The following is a 15,007-nucleotide window of genomic DNA, read 5'->3' as shown; positions in this document are numbered from 1 at the left end:
CCACGGGTGGGGCGGTCGCCGGCCGCCGGCGCGTGGGGCGGAGCCTGCTCACCCGTGGTTCCCGGCGCGTCGGCTCGGACGGCACGACGACCTGTCGGTGCGTCCGCGCCGGGGTCAGCCGGGGGGCCGGCGGGCCGGCGGGCGGCGGTGCGCTCCGCGGCCGGGTCGGGCACGCCGAGGCGACCGGACGCGTGGTCGACGAGGTCACCCGCGCCGTCGGCCGGCGCGGGGCGGCGATCCGCGGCCGGCGGGGTGCCGCCGCGGCGGTTGACCACGGGCAGGCCGGGGTCGGTGTGCGGCAGGCGGCCGGCCTGGCGCAGCCAGTCGGCGGGTCGTTCGGGGCGGTCCGCCCGGGGTTCGCCGCCGGGCGGCGTACGTCGCTCCGGCTCGGCGGAGACGGCCCGGCGGCGACCGGTGCCGTCGGGCGGCGCGACGGTGGGCGTGGCACCGCTGTGCGCGCCGGTGGCCCTGGGCACCGGTGGGGCGTTGCCCGTGCGGGGCACCGGGGGCTCGTCGGGTTCGGCGGCGCGGCGGCGGCCGGCGGCCGGACGGGAGCGCTCGGCGGGACGACCGTCGGTGGGCTCCGGGGCCCCCGGGTCGACCGGACCTGGGCGACGCCGTGCGGTACGCGGGTCGCGGTCGATGGCGGGGTCGGGTCGCAGGCCGTCCGCGGCCGGCACCGCGGCACCGGCCGGCGTGCCGGCCAGCTGCGCCGAGCCGGAGGCGGCGGATGGTCCGGCGGCCCGGGCCGGATCGGGTGCCGCCAAGGTGCGTCGACCGGCGGGCATCCCCTCGGCCGGCGGCCGTGCACGACCGGGCTCGGCGGACTCCGGACCAGGTCGGCGACCCGGTGCGCCGGCGTCCGGACGGCGCAGTGGCGGCATCGCGTCCGGGTGACCCCCGGCTGCGGCGGCGTCCGGGCGACGGCCCGGCGGAACGGCGGCCTCCGGACGACGACCGGTCGGGGCGCCCGAGGTCGGTGGGCCCACGGGTGGGCCGGGAGGAGCCGCCGCCGAGCGGGGTCGAGGCGGGCCGCCGGGCCCCTCGGGCGTGGCGCGAGATACCGGCGGGCTGGCCGGGTCGCCGCCGACCGGGCGGGCGGCGGGGGGCGCCGGCGGTACGGCGGCGCGGGCGCCGGGCGCCGGCTGCACGCCGCGACGCGCGGGCTGGCCGGGGGCGGCGGGGCCGGCGGCAGACGGTCGGTCGTCCGGGCGGCGGCCCACTGGCGGCGCGTTCCCCGGCCAGGGGGTGTCGACCGGTCGCCGGGCGGCGGCACCACCGTCCGGGCCGCTCTGGCGCGGGCCGGGCGGCGGCACCGGCGCACGCGCACCGGCGGGCTCGGGCGGTCCACCCGTCCGCGGCCCGGACGGCTCGGCCGGCGTACCCCTGCGCGGTCCACCGGGCTCGGGCGCGACACCCGTCCGCGGCCCCGGTGGCTCGGCCGGCGCACCCCTGCGCGGCCCGGCGGGCTCGGGTGGGCCGCCGTGTGGGCGGTTGGGTTCCGCCGGTGCGCCGTCCGGGCCCAGCTCGCCGCGTTGCTGCTTGGCCGAACGGAGGTCGTCGATCCAGCCGAACTCCTCGCCGGCGACCGGCTCCTCCGGCTCGGCCTCGGCCGCGCGGCCTCGACCCCACCGGCGCGTCTTGGCGCGGGGATCGCGCCGCTCGTCCGGGCCCTCGTCCGGGCGGTCCCCACCACGCGATTTCACTGTTGACCCTCTCCTGCGGCGTCAGCGCCGCTGTCCTGCGTCGTGCCGGGGGCGCCGGTGCCCGTCGTCGGGCGGTCGCTCTCACCAGGAGGCGCGGACGCGGTCCGCGCCGTTACCGTCGGCTCGGCTGTCGGCGTGTCCGGACGGGTGGCCGGGGCCGGCAGGCCACGCACGATCCGGCGCAGCACCGGCAGCCGGTTGGCCACCGACCGTTCCGCGCCGTGCGGGCTGGGCTGGTAGTAGTCGGTGCCCACCAGGTCGTCCGGCACGTACTGCTGGGTGACCACGCCACGCTTGTCGTCGTGCGGGTAGCGGTAGCCGGTGCCGTGGCCCAGGCCGCGGGCGCCGGCGTAGTGCGCGTCGCGCAGCCCGCGCGGCACCGAGCCACCGCGGCCGGCCCGGACGTCGGCGATCGCGGCGCCGATGGCGGTGGTGGCCGAGTTGGACTTGGGGGCCGTGGCCAGGTGGATCACCGCCTGGGCCAGGTTGAGCTGCGCTTCGGGCAGCCCCACGTACTCGACGGCGTGGGCGGCGGCGGTGGCGACGCTCAGCGCGCCGGGGTCGGCCATGCCCACGTCCTCGCTCGCGAAGATGACCAGGCGGCGGGCGATGAACCGGGCGTCCTCGCCGGCGACCAGCATGCGGGCCAGCCAGTGCACCGCGGCGTCCACGTCCGAGCCGCGCATGCTCTTGATGAAGGCGCTGACCACGTCGTAGTGGGCGTCGCCGTCGCGGTCGTAGCGCACCGCGGCGACGTCGACGGCCTGCTCGGCGGTGGCGAGGTCGATCCGCCCGCCGCCGAGCGCCGTGGCGGAGGCAGCCGCCGCCTCCAGGGCGGTGAGCGCCTTCCGGACGTCACCGGAGGCGAGTCGGACCAGGTGGTCCTCGGCCTCGCCGGTCAGGGTGAGCACGCCGTCCAGGCCCCGCTTGTCGGCGACCGCGCGGCGCAGCAGGCCCCGGACCGCCTCGTCGTCCAACGGTTGCAGGGTGAGCAGCACGCACCGCGACAGCAGCGGGGAGATGACCGAGAAGTACGGATTTTCGGTGGTCGCCGCCAGCAGCGTGACGGTGCGGTCCTCGACCGCGGCGAGCAGCGAATCCTGTTGGGTCTTGCTGAACCGGTGCACCTCGTCGATGAAGAGCACGGTCTGCGGGCCGCCCGCGCGGCGCTGGCGGCGGGCCGCCTCGATCACCGCCCGCACGTCCTTGACGCCGGCGGAGAGCGCCGACATGGCGACGAAGCGGCGGTCGGTCGCACCGGCCACCAGATGCGCGATCGTGGTCTTGCCGCTGCCGGGGGGACCCCAGAGGATCACCGACATCGGGGCGCCGCCGGAGACCAGTTGCCGCAGTGGGGCACCCGGGGCGAGCAGGTGGTCCTGCCCGACCAACTCGTCGAGGGTCACCGGACGCATCCGGACGGGCAGGGGCGAATCGTCGGCGACCGCGGTGAAGCCGTCGACACCGGCGGGACCGTCGGGCGCGCTGCGCGACCCGGCGGGTTCACCGAGGGAGAAGAGGGCGTCGGACTCCATCACGAAGACAGTACCGGGCCGGGCCCACGAGGCCGGAATCGCGCCGTGGGCCCGCCACCGGTGATCGGTTCCGGTCAGCCACGACCGGGGCGACGGCCCCGGTACCAGCGACCGCCACCGCCGCCACTGCGCGGGCCGCTGCCCACGCCGCCCAGGTAGAGCGAGAGCAGGAGCAACCCGATGAGGACGAGGGTGTTCCAGTTGAAAAGGTCGGGTGCTCCGAAGTCGGTGTTGAGCAGGTCGAGCAGCAGGGCAAAGCCAAAGACGATGGCAGCCAGGATGGCGAGCATGTCGGTCCTCCGGTGGGGGTTCCCAGTAGGTCGGCGCGTGATGTACCCAATCGGTCGACTCGCCAATCTCCACGGTGGAGACGGCCACGCCGCGAGGGCCCGGCGGAGGCATTCGACAGTCGGCTCCTAGGCTGGACCGCATGATCATCGACGACCGGGTGCTCCAGGACCGGAGCGCCGTCCTGGCCGCCGTCGGATATCACCCGTTCGCCCGGCACGCGCTCGGGCGAGCCACACCGGCGCGCGCGTACCGGGGTGATGGCGCCGTCCTGTGGCTGGTCCCGCCCGAGTACGGCCCGGCCGGCTGCGCGATCGGCCCTGCCGAAGCCGCGCTGGAGATCTGTGTCGCGCTCGCCGCCGACGGAGTGCTCCAGCCCGGACAGCGGCTGCACCTGCCTCGACACGATCGCGCACTGCTGGCCGACAGGTTGGCGGTGGCCGAGCACAGCGACTGGGACTTCCACTGGACCGACACGGTGCCGCCGACGCAGTCGGACGAGCAGCCGGTGGTACGCCTCACCGACGCCGACCAACCGGAACTGACCGCGTTTGTCGAAGAGTCGTTCCCCAGCAGCACCTCCCGACCGGGCGACCCACGGGTGGTCGACTGGTACGGCATCCGGGCCGGCGACCGGTTGGTGGCGTGCGGCGCGGACCGCAGCCAGGGTGACATCGGATTCGTCGCCGGCCTGACCGTCGCCCCCGACCAACGAGGTCGCGGGCTGGGCGCGTCTCTGACCGCGGGGATGACCCGGGCGCTACTGGCGCGCCACGACACGGTGGGGCTCGGCGTCTACACGCACAACGTCGGTGCGACGCGGCTCTACCGCCGGCTCGGCTACACCAACACCCTCCCGCTCAGCTCGATCCGCCTCGCCTGACTGGCCGGCTGCCAGTCAGGCGAGGGGACTTCCGTCAATGGTCGGCGGCGGGAACCGGAACCGCGGTCGGCTCGGCGGCCGGTGCGGCCCGACGGCCGGCCAGCCAGGCGGGAAGGTAGAGCGGGGCGGCGACGGCCAACACCACCGCGCCGACCACCATCGCGGTGCTGACGCTGGCGGTGGCGGCGATCGCGGTCAGGACCACCCCGCCGAGGGCGAAGCCGGGTTGCGCCATCATCGAGTTCAGCGAGAGAACACTGGTCCGGTACGGGCCGTCGACCTGCCGGTGCAGCAGCCCACTGTGCAGCGGATTCGACGCGCCGTGCACGGTGTAGCAGGCCAGGTAGGCCACCAGCACTCCGACCGGCCCGGCGAACAGGCCCATCCCGACCACCGTGACGCCCTGCAGGATGCGCAGCAGCGCCGCTCCCGGAGCGGCCCCGAACCAGCGCAGCAGCAACGGGGTCAGCGCCGCGCCGGCGGCCGAGGCGAGCCAGGCCGCCGAGTTGGCCGGCCCGAGCAGCGCGGCGGCCCGTTCCGGATCGCCGATCACCTCGGCGAGCCGGACCGGCAGCAGCGACTCGAAAGTGATCATGCCGAAGCCCCAGAACAGCTCCACCAGCACCAGCGCCAGCAGCACCCGGGAACGGCGCAGCAGCCCGATCGCCTGGCCGATCATCCGGGGCGCCTGGACCACCGAGGCCCGCAGGGCCGCGAACCCGCTGGCCGGTCGCTGCTCGACAAGCAGGACGGTCAGCGCGACCAGGGCGACCGCCTGCGCGACGATCGCGGCCAGCACGGGCACGGTGAGCGCGCTGACCCGCCCGATCGAACCCAGTGCGACCAGGCCACCACTGAGCAGCGCGCCAGCGCCGATCGCCCCGCCGCTGACGGTGCCGGCGTAGCCCAGGCCCCGCTCGTACTCGGCATCCGGGTCCGCGGCCAGTGTGGCGTCGACGTACCAGGACTCCAACGGCCCACTGTCGAGTGCCCGGTAGATCCCCTGCACGGCATAGACCAGGAAGAACACCCAGAACGAGTCGGCCACCGCGAACAGCGCCAGCGAGACGAGGCTGAGCGCCCAGGCCACGACGAGCACCGGTCGGCGGCCGAGGGCGTCGGCCAGCCCGCCGGTGGGCAGTTCCAGTGCGAGCACCAGCAAACCCTGCGCACTGAAGACCAGGCCGATCTGCGGCAGCGACAGGCCGCGCTCCTGCATCAGCAGGATCATGACCGGGATGATCAGACCCGTGGGCAACCAGCGCAGACCGTAGAGCGTGAGGTAGCGAAACCGGACCTGGCGTACGGTCAACGCGCTCATCGCGGACCCTCAAGCGGGTAGGCGGCCAGGAAGACCTGCACCGGCCGGGCCTCCGGGTCGGCGGGGTCGACCGCCTCGGCGTCCCGGTGGTAGCGCTCCAGCAGCTGCCACACCTCCGTCTTGAGTTCCTCCAGCCGGGCCGGCGGGATGGTCAGGAAGATGTCGCTCATGCCGATGCCGTCCCGCCACGCCGGGGACCACTCGTGCTGCATGGCGAACCAGCGGTCGGCCTTCTCGACGAGCAGACGCACCTGGTCGCCCTGGATCCACTCGATCGCGGCCCGGGCGTCGGGGTCGTCGTCGAAGTCGGTCGGCTCCCAGTTGGTGACGTCGTGAGCCGCCTGCCACCAGCGCTGCCGCCCGCCGCCCCGGTCCGGGTCCTCGATGACCAGCCCGACCTCGGCAAGTTGCCGCAGGTGGTAACTGGTCGCGCCGGTGTTGGTGCCGAGCAGCTCCGCGAGGGTGGTGGCGGTGGCGGGTCCCTGCACGCGCAGGGCGCCCAGCAGCCGCATCCGTAGCGGATGCGCCAGCACCCGGACCTGCCGCTTGTCGATCCGCACCTCGCGCGGTGCCGGCCGCGGGGTCGCTTCGTCGTTCGCCATGTCTGCACACTATCTCTGCACACTTCCTGTGCACAAGAATTATGCATAGGAAGTGTGCACGCGCTCAGGAGGCCAGGAGTTCGCGTACTCCCCGCAGTCGCGTGCGCAGCAGGCCGGTGGCGCGGGTGGAGTCGAGGCGTACGTCCAGGGGTCGGACCAGGCCGGTGGCCGCGCTGGTGATGGTCCTCAACCCGGCCGGGTCCAGGCCGTCCCGCTCGGCGACCAGCAGGCCCAGCTCGGCCCGGCTGACGGCGTCCGGGCCGGCCACGTTGAGCAGACCGGCGTACGAGGAGGCGACCAGCTCCAGCACGGCGTCGGCCAGGTCGCCGACGTCGATGGGGCAGCGCAGCTCGTCGCTGAACAGGACGGCCCGACCGGCGAGCGCGTCCCGGCAGAGCTGGATCTGTTTGCTGCCCTCCCCCAGGATCAGCGAGGTCCGCACCAGCGCCGCGCCGGGGTCGATCGCCCGTACGGCGGTCTCGGCCGCGGCCTTCGCGGCACCGTACGCGTGCACGGGTGTGGGTGGGTCGTCGTCGGCGTACGGCGTGGGACGGCCGGCGTGCAGCGCGTCGCTCGACACGTGCACCAGCCGGGCGCCCACCTCGGCGGCGGCGACCGCCACGTGCGCGGCCCCGTCGGCGGTGACCGCCCAGTCGTCGTACCGGTAGGGGGTCGCGACCACGGCGTCCGGCCGCACCTCGGCGACCAGCGCACGCACGGCGGCCCGGTCGGTCACGTCCAGCCGTCGCGCCGCGACCCCCGGCACGGAGATCTCACCGGCATAGAACGACCCGACCACCGAGCACCCAAGCCCGAGACCCCGCCGACAAACCTCGCGCCCTAGAAGCCCGCTACCCCCAACAACAAGCACCCGCATCCCAGCCCGCCCCCCTGCCGCCGTCGATCATGAGGTTAACGAGCGACACGCCGTGGCGCGGGCCCGCCAGCCTCATGATCGACGGCGAGGGAAGGGGGTCAGACGGGGTCTGCTACCGGGGCTGCCGGGCCGGCCGTTCCCGTGTGGGCGGTGGCCGGGGGCTTGGGCTTGGCGTCGATGCCGGCCTCGGCGCGCTGCTGGCCGGTGATCGGCGTGGGCGCGCCGGTCAGCGGGTCGAAGCCACCCCGGGTCTTCGGGAACGCGATGACCTCGCGGATCGAGTCCGCGCCGGCGAGCAGCATGCAGACCCGGTCCCAGCCGAAGGCGATGCCGCCGTGCGGCGGAGCGCCGTACTTGAAGGCCTCCAGCAGGAAGCCGAACTTGTCCTGCGCCTCCTCGGGGGTGATGCCGAGCAGGTCGAAGACCCGCTTCTGCACGTCACCCCGGTGGATACGGATCGACCCGCCGCCGATCTCGTTGCCGTTGCAGACGATGTCGTACGCGTACGCCAGGGCCCGGTCCGGAGCCTCCTCGAACCGGTCGACCCACTCGGCGTTCGGCGAGGTGAACGGGTGGTGCACGGCCGTCCAGCCGCCCGCCCCGCCGTTCTCCTGGTCGGAGGTCGGCTCGAACATCGGCGCGTCGACCACCCAGCAGAACGCCCAGGCGCTCTCGTCGATCAGGCCGGACCGCTTGGCGATCTCGACCCGGGCCGCGCCGAGCAGCTCCTGCGCCTCCCGGGTGGTGGCGCTCGCGGCGAAGAAGACCGCGTCGCCCGGCTTGGCGCCGACCGCGTCGGCGAGCCCGCCCAGGTGCTCGGCGGAGAGGTTCTTCGCCACCGGCCCGCGCGCCTCGCCGGTCTCGGCGTCCAACACCACGTACGCCAGGCCGCGCGCGCCACGCGCCTTGGCCCAGTCCTGCCAGCCGTCCAGCTCCTTGCGGCTCTGCGCCGCGCCGCCCGGCATCACCACCGCGCCGACGTAGCCGCCCGCGTCGATCGCCCCGGCGAACACCCGGAAGCCGGTGCCGCGCAGGTAGTCCGTCAGCTCGGTCAGCTCGACGCCGTAGCGCAGGTCCGGCTTGTCGGAGCCGTACCGGGCCATGGCGTCGTGCCAGGTGATCCGCGGGATCGGCCCGGAGATCTCGTGCCCGGCCAGCTCCTTCCACAGCGTCGAGACGATCGCCTCGCCGAGGTCGATCACGTCGTCCTCGGTGACGAAGGACATCTCGATGTCGAGCTGGGTGAACTCGGGCTGCCGGTCGGCGCGGAAGTCCTCGTCGCGGTAGCAGCGGGCGATCTGGTAGTACCGCTCCATGCCGCCGACCATCAGCAGCTGCTTGAACAGCTGCGGCGACTGCGGCAGCGCGTACCAGCTGCCCGGCTGCAGGCGCACCGGGACCAGGAAGTCGCGGGCGCCCTCGGGCGTCGACCGGGTCAGCGTCGGCGTCTCGATCTCCAGGAAGTCCCGCTCGTGCAGCACACCCCGGGCCAGGTGGCTGGCGCGCGAGCGCAGCCGCAGCGCGTTCGCCGGGCCGCTGCGGCGCAGGTCCAGGTAGCGGTACTTCAGCCGGATGTCGTCGCCGGCCTCGATCTGGTCGTCCACCGGCAGGGGCAGCGGCGCGGCCTCGGAGAGCACCTCCAGCTCGGTGACGGTCACCTCGACCTCACCGGTGGGCAGCTCCGGGTTCTCGTTGCCGGCCGGCCGGCGGGTCACCTCGCCGACGACCTTCACGCAGAACTCGTTGCGCAGCGCGTGCGCATCCTCCTCGCGGAAGACCACCTGGACGACACCGGTGCCGTCGCGCAGGTCGACGAAGATGACCCCGCCGTGGTCGCGCCGGCGGGCCACCCACCCGGCGAGCGTCACCGTCGAGCCGGCGTCCGCGGCGCGCAGGCTTCCGGCATTGTGGGTACGGATCACGGCTGGCAACTCCTCATCGTGGAACAGTCCTCACCCGCATTCTGTCAGGGGTGGCCGCCTGACCTCCGGGGCACCCGGCAGGCCGGCGCGATTCGCAGGTGGGGCAGGCCGGTGAACCCGACTCGGCCCGCGGCCATGCCGGTTAACGTGGCGAAATGCGCGCCGTACCGAACTGGGCCGTCGCCACGGCGGCGGCCGCGCCCCTGTTGCTGGTGAGCGGCTGGACGGTCGCCCAGGCGCGGCAACCCGCCGGGTACGACCCGATCCGGGACACCATCAGCGAGCTGGCGGGGCAGGACGCCACCGACGCCTGGATCATGGTGGTGGCGCTGGTGCTGCTCGGCTGCTGCTACCTGTCGGTGGCCGCCGTCCTGCACACGGCCGGGCTACCCAGTCGGTTCCTGCTCGCGATCGGTGGGGTGGCCACCATCGCGCTCGTCGCGTTTCCCCGCCCGCCGGTGGGCGGCTCGGTCAGCCACGGCGTCGCGGCCACGGTGGCCGTCCTCGCCCTGGTGCTCTGGCCGGCCGGTTCGGCGCTGTGGCTGCCGCGTGGCCACGACGCCGCGTACCCGACCCGACCGGAGCCACCCTGGGCGTTTCGCCGGGCGGTGGGGCTGAGCGCCACCGTGGTGTTGCTCGCCCTCTTCGGCTGGTGCGCCTTCGAGGTGACGAGTGGGTCGCGCACCGGCCTGGCCGAGCGGGTCACGGCGGTGGCGGTGTCCCTGTGGCCGCTGCTGGCGGTCGTCTCCGCCCGGCGGGCGCACCTCGCCTGGTCCCTCGGTGCCGCGACACCCGGCGCCGCCACCCCCGCCGTGGGGGTCGTACCCCCGGATCCCCTGCGGCCCACCCAGCGGCCCGACCGGCTCGCGTGAGCCGGCGCGCGACGGCGGCCGGACGCACGACGCGGGCCGCCGGAGGGTTCCGGCGGCCCGCGGGCGGTGACTCGATCAGAAGACGCTGACGCCGTAGCGGCTCAGGGCCTCGGTGACGGGCTGGAAGTAGGTCGTGCCACCGGTGCGGCAGTTGCCACTGCCGCCGGAGGTCATGCCCAGGGCCGTGGTGTTGGCGAACAGCGAGCCGCCGCTGTCACCCGGCTCGGCGCAGACGTTGGTGCGGATCAGGCCGGAGACCGAACCCTCGGCGTAGTTGACCGTGGCGTTCGTCGCGTTCACCGTGCCGCCGCGCAGGCCGGTGGTGCTGCCGGAGCGCTGCACCGACTGGCCGACGGAGGCGTTGCCGGCGCCGGTGATGTCCCGGTAGCTGCCGTTGTAGAGGTAGACGTTGCCGGCGGCGTTCGCCGAGTTGCTGTGCCGAACGATGCCGTAGTCGTTGCCCGGGAAGCTGGTGCCGGTCCGCGTGCCGATGAGGGCGGTCTGCGCGGAGTTCGAGTACCAGTTGGCCGAGATGTTCGTGCAGTGCCCGGCGGTCACGAAGTAGTAGGTGCTGCCGCTGCGCACGTTGAAGCCGAGCGAGCAACGCCCGCCCCCGCCGGCGTAGATGGCCTGGCCACCGGAGATCCGGGTGCTCAGCACGCCAGCCTCGGCCTCGACGCGGACCGCGCCGTTGGCCCGCGCGGCGGCGGCCTTGACCCGCTCCAGCTTGGCGCCGGTGACGGTGCTGTCGACGGAGACGACCACCTGGTTGGTGACCGGGTCGCTCCACCAGGCGGTGCCCGGGATCTTGGCGGAGCGCTCCAGGTCGGCGGTGGCCCGGTTGAGTTCGCCGGCACCGCGGGTGACGTAACGGACGACGGCGCCGGCCTTGCTCGCCGCGCTCGCGGCGGCCGCGTCGGTCACCGTGACGACGGACTTGCCGCTCGCGTCGATGTACGAGCCGGCCGAGCGGTCACCGAGTTGCGCGGACAGCGCGGCCGCGGCGTCGGGTGAGGCGGCGGGTGCGGCCTGGGCGGGTGCGCCGATGAGCACGCCGACGACCAGGCTTCCGGAAACGGCGACAGTGGCCGCAACGCGGAACGTGGACCTCGTGGGTCGCATGTAACAACCTCCTGGGCGGGGGAGCGGGTCTCGCCGAGGTCGGCTGACCCGATGACAACCCGGCCGATCTGGGGAAACCGGCCGAGTGCACTGAAGTATTCACATACTTAAGATCATTGACAAGGCTTGATTCCGCCCGGATCCAGCGGACTCGGCCGGCCACATCTCCGCAACACCACTGACACGATGACGCACAACCACCGTCACACCAGAACCGCGCTCGACGCGTACGGTCATCGATGTGTCGGCGCGCCGGCAGGCCCCGTCAGGGGGTACGGCGACGGGCGCCGGGGCCGGGGCGGGGCAGCACGTCGCGCGCCTGCCCCACGTCATGCCCGTCGGCACAGCGCAACTCGACGCGCACCTGGGCACCGCAGTCACGGTGAGTGACCGTCAGCGGCGGCCCCTCGGCGTCGGCGAGGTGCCGGTCACCCCACCCGAGCACGGCCACCAGGACCGGCCAGAGATCGAGGCCCTTCTCCGTCAACCGGTACTCGTGGCGCAGCCGGCTGCCCGGCTCCCGGTACGGCTCACGGCGCAGCACGCCCTGCTCCACCAGGACGGCCAGCCGGTTGGTCAGCACCTGCCGCGGAATCCCGGTGCGCACCCGCATGTCGTCGAAGCGGCGGATGCCGGTGAACACCTCGCGGAGCACCACGAGGGTCCACCGCTCACCGAGGATCTCCATCGCGCGGGCGATGGTGCAGTTCTCCACCGACCAGTCAAGTGCCGCGGGTCGCATCCGACCAGGCTAGATCTCGTTGACAGACTCAGCAACCTGCTGCCAGGCTGCGTCCATGACGCAGACTCAGGAACCGGCACGCAGCCGTACCTTCACCTGGGCGGACCCGGCGGTCAACGCCGCTCAGGTCGGTCGACGCAGCGGCCTCGACAGGCTCCGGGCGATGATCGCCGGCGAGCTGGCCGCGCCACCGGTGATGCACCTCATCGACATGACCCGGATGGCGGCCGACGAGGGCCGGGTGGTCGTCGAGCTGATCCCGCAGGAGTTCCACTACAACCCGCTCGGCAGCGTCCACGGTGGCGTGCTCTCCACACTGCTGGACACCGCGGCGGCCTGCGCCGTGTACACCACCCTGCCGGCCGGCGTCGGCTACACCTCGCTCGACCTCAACGTGAAGTTCCTCCGCCAGGTCACCGTCGACAGCGGCACGCTGCGCTGCGAGGGCACGGTGCTCCAACGCGGCCGCCGCACGGCCCTGGCCGAAGCCCGCATCACCGACGCCACCAACCGCCTGGTAGCCCACGCCACCAGCACCTGCCTACTCCTCCCCCAACCCTGACCCCCACCGCCCCCTCCCCACCCCACTCACTGCGTTGATCATGGGGTTAGCGGGCGATTCGAAGATCGACAGACCCGCCAACCTCATGATCAACAAGGGCTAGAGGGGTGGGGGGCGGGGTGGGGCGGGGGCGGGGGTGGGGTGGGGGTGGGGGTGGGGTGGGTTAGCGGGGGGCTAGGCGGGCGGCTCGGGCTGCGCGCTTTTCTTCGAAGCGGCTCGCGGCGCGGTCCAGGGTGTCCAGTTGGGTGGCCAATTGCTCGCGGGCGGCTTCGCCGTCGGCGTCGAGACCTGTCACGTTGAAGACGTCCCACTGGCGCAGCACCGGCTGGAGCACATCGTCACGGTGCTGGCGCAGGTCGTAGATGCCGGCCAGGGCGATCGCCACCGACTTGCGGGCGAAGCCGTCGATGCCGCTGCCCGGCATCTGGAAGTCGGCCACCACGTCGGCGACGGCCCGCATGGCCTGACTCGGGGCCAGCTCGAACGCGGCGGCGAGCAGGTTGCGGTAGAAGACCATGTGCAGGTTCTCGTCGGCGGCCACCCGGGCGAGCAGCGCCTCGCAGGCGGGATCGCCGGTGGCCTTGCCGGTGTTGCGGTGCGAGATGCGGGTGGCCAGCTCCTGGAACGAGACGTACGCCAGCGAGTGCAGCACCTCGTCGCCGTGGGCGTTCGTGTACCCCTCGGACATGTGCGTCATCCGGGCCCGCTCCAACGCCACCGGGTCGACCGCCCGGGTGACCGTCAGGTAGTCGCGGATCGCGACACCGTGCCGGCCCTCCTCCGCGGTCCACCTGTGCACCCAGGTGCCCCACGCGCCGTCCCGGCCGAACAGGGTGGCGATCTCGTGGTGGTACGAGGGCAGGTTGTCCTCGGTCAGCAGGTTCACGATCAGGGCGGTGCGGGCCACGTCGGGAATCGTGGAGTCGGTCGGTGACCACGCCTCGCCGCCGAGCGGCCCGTCGAAGGTCCGCCCCTCGCTCCACGGCACGTACTCGTGCGGGAACCACTCCTTGGCCAGCGAAAGGTGGCGGTCGAGGTTGCGGGCAACCACCGGCTCCAACTCGACGAGGAGCGCGGTCTGGCTCAGTGTGGTGCTCATGGTCACGAGAAACTCCCTACGGTGGCGTAACTTACGCTACCGTAGGTCCCCGCGGCCATGAGCGCCAGTGGGGAGACTCAGCTGACCGTCGGCCGAAGGTCCTCCACGGGCGGCACCCACTCCTGCGCACCGGCCGTGACCTGCGCCCCAGACCGGATGTCCTTCACCTCGTCCGGTGCCCCGTCGACGCCCGGGAACCAGACGTACGGGATGCCGCGCCGCTCGGCGTAGCGGATCTGCTTGCCGAACTTCGCCGCGCTCGGCGAGACCTCGGTGGCGATCCCGCGGGCCCGCAGCGCCGCCGCGATCCGGCCGCTGGCCCCGCGGTGTTCCTCGTCGGCCAGCGCCACCAGGACGCAGGTGGGCACCGAGCGGGAGACCGACAGGTCGCCCGCTCCGAACAGCAGCCCGAGCAGCCGGGTCACCCCGATCGAGATACCCACCCCGGGGTACGAGACAGCGCCGGCGCTGGCCAGGTTGTCGTACCGGCCGCCGGAGCAGATCGAGCCGAACCGCTCGTAGCCGCGCAGTTGGGTCTCGTAGACGGTGCCGGTGTAGTAGTCCAGGCCGCGGGCGATGCGCAGGTCCGCCACGCAGAGGCCGGGCGAGTGCTCGGCGGCGGTCTGCACCACCCGGACCAGCTCCTCGATGCCCTCGTCCAGCAGCGGGTCGCTCACCCCGAGCGCCCGCACGGCGTCGGCGAACGACGCGTCCGGTGCGGAGATCTCGGCCAGCGACAGGCACGCCTTGGCCTGCGCCTCGCTCGCCCCGGCGGTCTGGGCCAGCAGGTCGGCCACCTTCACCGGGCCGATCTTGTCGAGCTTGTCGATCGCCCGCAGCGCCGCCTCCGGGTCGGTGAGCCCGATGCCCCGGTAGAAGCCCTCGGGGATCTTGCGATTGTTGACCTGGATGGTCACCGGCGGGATCGGCAGCGACCGCAGCGCGTCCCCGATGACGAGCGGCATCTCCGCCTCGTGGTGGGGTGCCAGGGTGTCCCGGTCGACGATGTCGATGTCGGCCTGGACGAACTCCCGGTAGCGCCCCTCCTGCGGCCGCTCCCCCCGCCACACCTTCTGGATCTGGTAGCGACGGAACGGGAAGGTCAACTTGCCGGCGTTCTCCAGCACGTAGCGGGCGAACGGCACGGTCAGATCGAAGTGCAGGCCGAGCTGGTCGTCGCCGCCCCCGCTCTCGGCGTCGGCGTGCAGCCGACGGATCACGTAGACCTCCTTCGAGGTCTCGCCCTTGCGCAGCAACTGGTCCAGCGGCTCCACCGCGCGGGTCTCCAGCGGCGCGAAGCCGTACAGCTCGAACGTGGTCCGGATCTTGTCGAGCACGAACTGCTCGATCATCCGCTGACCGGGGGTCCACTCCGGGAAACCGGAGATGGGCGTGGGCTTGCTCATCGGCGTACTCCTTGCGGTGCCGCGCCCACGGCGCGGTGGTGTCGTGGGTCCGCGCGCGGCGCGGACGGGA

The 15,007-nt window shown here is 73.6% G+C and carries 13 protein-coding genes; 3 read left to right on the top strand and 10 right to left on the bottom strand.

Going from position 1 to position 15,007, the window contains the following annotated elements; genetic code table 11:
- Positions 1-1,702: 1,702 nt before the first annotated feature.
- Both ACGFH8_RS16760 and ACGFH8_RS16755 read right to left on the bottom strand, forming a co-directional pair.
- Positions 1,703-3,241 carry a replication-associated recombination protein A gene (locus ACGFH8_RS16760; protein ID WP_393367826.1) on the bottom strand — a complete coding sequence of 513 codons (1,539 nt, stop codon included), beginning with the start codon at positions 3,239-3,241 and terminating at the stop codon, positions 1,703-1,705.
- 74 nt (positions 3,242-3,315) lie between these two features.
- Complete coding sequence (locus tag ACGFH8_RS16755; protein ID WP_393367825.1) at positions 3,316-3,531, bottom strand: hypothetical protein; 216 nt, start codon at positions 3,529-3,531, stop codon at positions 3,316-3,318.
- A 140-nt stretch (positions 3,532-3,671) separates the two neighbouring features.
- On the opposite strand from ACGFH8_RS16755, the gene ACGFH8_RS16750 reads away from it, so the two are divergent.
- Positions 3,672-4,412 carry a GNAT family N-acetyltransferase gene (locus ACGFH8_RS16750; protein ID WP_393367823.1) on the top strand — a complete coding sequence of 247 codons (741 nt, stop codon included), beginning with the start codon at positions 3,672-3,674 and terminating at the stop codon, positions 4,410-4,412.
- 34 nt (positions 4,413-4,446) lie between these two features.
- Here the strand turns inward: ACGFH8_RS16750 and ACGFH8_RS16745 are convergent, their stop codons facing one another.
- From ACGFH8_RS16745 to aspS, 4 genes are all read right to left on the bottom strand, one after another.
- Positions 4,447-5,733 carry an MFS transporter gene (locus ACGFH8_RS16745; protein WP_393367822.1) on the bottom strand — a complete coding sequence of 429 codons (1,287 nt, stop codon included), beginning with the start codon at positions 5,731-5,733 and terminating at the stop codon, positions 4,447-4,449.
- Positions 5,730-6,335 carry an ArsR/SmtB family transcription factor gene (locus tag ACGFH8_RS16740; protein WP_393367820.1) on the bottom strand — a complete coding sequence of 202 codons (606 nt, stop codon included), beginning with the start codon at positions 6,333-6,335 and terminating at the stop codon, positions 5,730-5,732. The genes ACGFH8_RS16745 and ACGFH8_RS16740 overlap by 4 nt, the downstream gene beginning before the upstream one ends.
- Positions 6,336-6,399: 64 nt before the next feature.
- The gene (locus ACGFH8_RS16735; RefSeq protein ID WP_393367818.1) at positions 6,400-7,212 is read right to left on the bottom strand and encodes a sugar nucleotide-binding protein; all 813 of its coding nucleotides are present in this window, start codon (positions 7,210-7,212) and stop codon (positions 6,400-6,402) included.
- Positions 7,213-7,310: 98 nt separating this feature from the next.
- The gene (gene aspS / locus ACGFH8_RS16730) at positions 7,311-9,134 is read right to left on the bottom strand and encodes an aspartate--tRNA ligase (protein ID WP_393367816.1); all 1,824 of its coding nucleotides are present in this window, start codon (positions 9,132-9,134) and stop codon (positions 7,311-7,313) included.
- A 155-nt stretch (positions 9,135-9,289) separates the two neighbouring features.
- On the opposite strand from aspS, the gene ACGFH8_RS16725 reads away from it, so the two are divergent.
- Positions 9,290-10,006: a DUF998 domain-containing protein gene (locus ACGFH8_RS16725; RefSeq protein WP_393367814.1), complete on the top strand. Its 717-nt coding sequence runs from the start codon at positions 9,290-9,292 to the stop codon at positions 10,004-10,006.
- 75 nt (positions 10,007-10,081) lie between these two features.
- Here the strand turns inward: ACGFH8_RS16725 and ACGFH8_RS16720 are convergent, their stop codons facing one another.
- Both ACGFH8_RS16720 and ACGFH8_RS16715 read right to left on the bottom strand, forming a co-directional pair.
- On the bottom strand, positions 10,082-11,128 hold the full coding sequence (locus ACGFH8_RS16720) for a S1 family peptidase (RefSeq protein WP_393367812.1): 1,047 nt from the start codon (positions 11,126-11,128) through the stop codon (positions 10,082-10,084).
- Positions 11,129-11,393: 265 nt separating this feature from the next.
- Positions 11,394-11,870 carry a winged helix-turn-helix transcriptional regulator gene (locus tag ACGFH8_RS16715; protein WP_393367811.1) on the bottom strand — a complete coding sequence of 159 codons (477 nt, stop codon included), beginning with the start codon at positions 11,868-11,870 and terminating at the stop codon, positions 11,394-11,396.
- A 55-nt stretch (positions 11,871-11,925) separates the two neighbouring features.
- Between ACGFH8_RS16715 and ACGFH8_RS16710 the strand changes: the two genes are divergently transcribed.
- Entirely contained in the window at positions 11,926-12,432 is a 507-nt protein-coding gene (locus ACGFH8_RS16710; RefSeq protein WP_393367809.1) for a PaaI family thioesterase, read from the top strand.
- Between the two features lie 163 nt (positions 12,433-12,595).
- Here ACGFH8_RS16710 and ACGFH8_RS16705 read toward each other — a convergent pair whose 3' ends face one another.
- Positions 12,596-13,531, bottom strand: a complete 936-nt coding sequence (locus ACGFH8_RS16705; RefSeq protein WP_393367981.1) for an acyl-ACP desaturase — start codon at positions 13,529-13,531, stop codon at positions 12,596-12,598.
- A 77-nt stretch (positions 13,532-13,608) separates the two neighbouring features.
- Entirely contained in the window at positions 13,609-14,937 is a 1,329-nt protein-coding gene (gene hisS / locus ACGFH8_RS16700) for a histidine--tRNA ligase (protein ID WP_393367807.1), read from the bottom strand.
- Between the last annotated feature and the right edge of the window lie 70 nt (positions 14,938-15,007).

The organism is Micromonospora sp. NPDC049175 (assembly GCF_043197345.1).
Taxonomy (GTDB): Bacteria; Actinomycetota; Actinomycetes; order Mycobacteriales; family Micromonosporaceae; genus Micromonospora.
This window is presented reverse-complemented; position numbering and strand designations above follow the sequence as displayed.

Coding starts and splice junctions, on each gene's coding strand:
- ACGFH8_RS16760 (WP_393367826.1), bottom strand. CDS start 3,241: ATGGAGTCCGACGCCCTCTTCTCCCTCGGTGAACCCGCCGGGTCGCGC.
- ACGFH8_RS16755 (WP_393367825.1), bottom strand. CDS start 3,531: ATGCTCGCCATCCTGGCTGCCATCGTCTTTGGCTTTGCCCTGCTGCTC.
- ACGFH8_RS16750 (WP_393367823.1), top strand. CDS start 3,672: ATGATCATCGACGACCGGGTGCTCCAGGACCGGAGCGCCGTCCTGGCC.
- ACGFH8_RS16745 (WP_393367822.1), bottom strand. CDS start 5,733: ATGAGCGCGTTGACCGTACGCCAGGTCCGGTTTCGCTACCTCACGCTC.
- ACGFH8_RS16740 (WP_393367820.1), bottom strand. CDS start 6,335: ATGGCGAACGACGAAGCGACCCCGCGGCCGGCACCGCGCGAGGTGCGG.
- ACGFH8_RS16735 (WP_393367818.1), bottom strand. CDS start 7,212: ATGCGGGTGCTTGTTGTTGGGGGTAGCGGGCTTCTAGGGCGCGAGGTT.
- ACGFH8_RS16725 (WP_393367814.1), top strand. CDS start 9,290: ATGCGCGCCGTACCGAACTGGGCCGTCGCCACGGCGGCGGCCGCGCCC.
- ACGFH8_RS16720 (WP_393367812.1), bottom strand. CDS start 11,128: ATGCGACCCACGAGGTCCACGTTCCGCGTTGCGGCCACTGTCGCCGTT.
- ACGFH8_RS16715 (WP_393367811.1), bottom strand. CDS start 11,870: ATGCGACCCGCGGCACTTGACTGGTCGGTGGAGAACTGCACCATCGCC.
- ACGFH8_RS16710 (WP_393367809.1), top strand. CDS start 11,926: ATGACGCAGACTCAGGAACCGGCACGCAGCCGTACCTTCACCTGGGCG.
- ACGFH8_RS16705 (WP_393367981.1), bottom strand. CDS start 13,531: ATGAGCACCACACTGAGCCAGACCGCGCTCCTCGTCGAGTTGGAGCCG.
- hisS (WP_393367807.1), bottom strand. CDS start 14,937: ATGAGCAAGCCCACGCCCATCTCCGGTTTCCCGGAGTGGACCCCCGGT.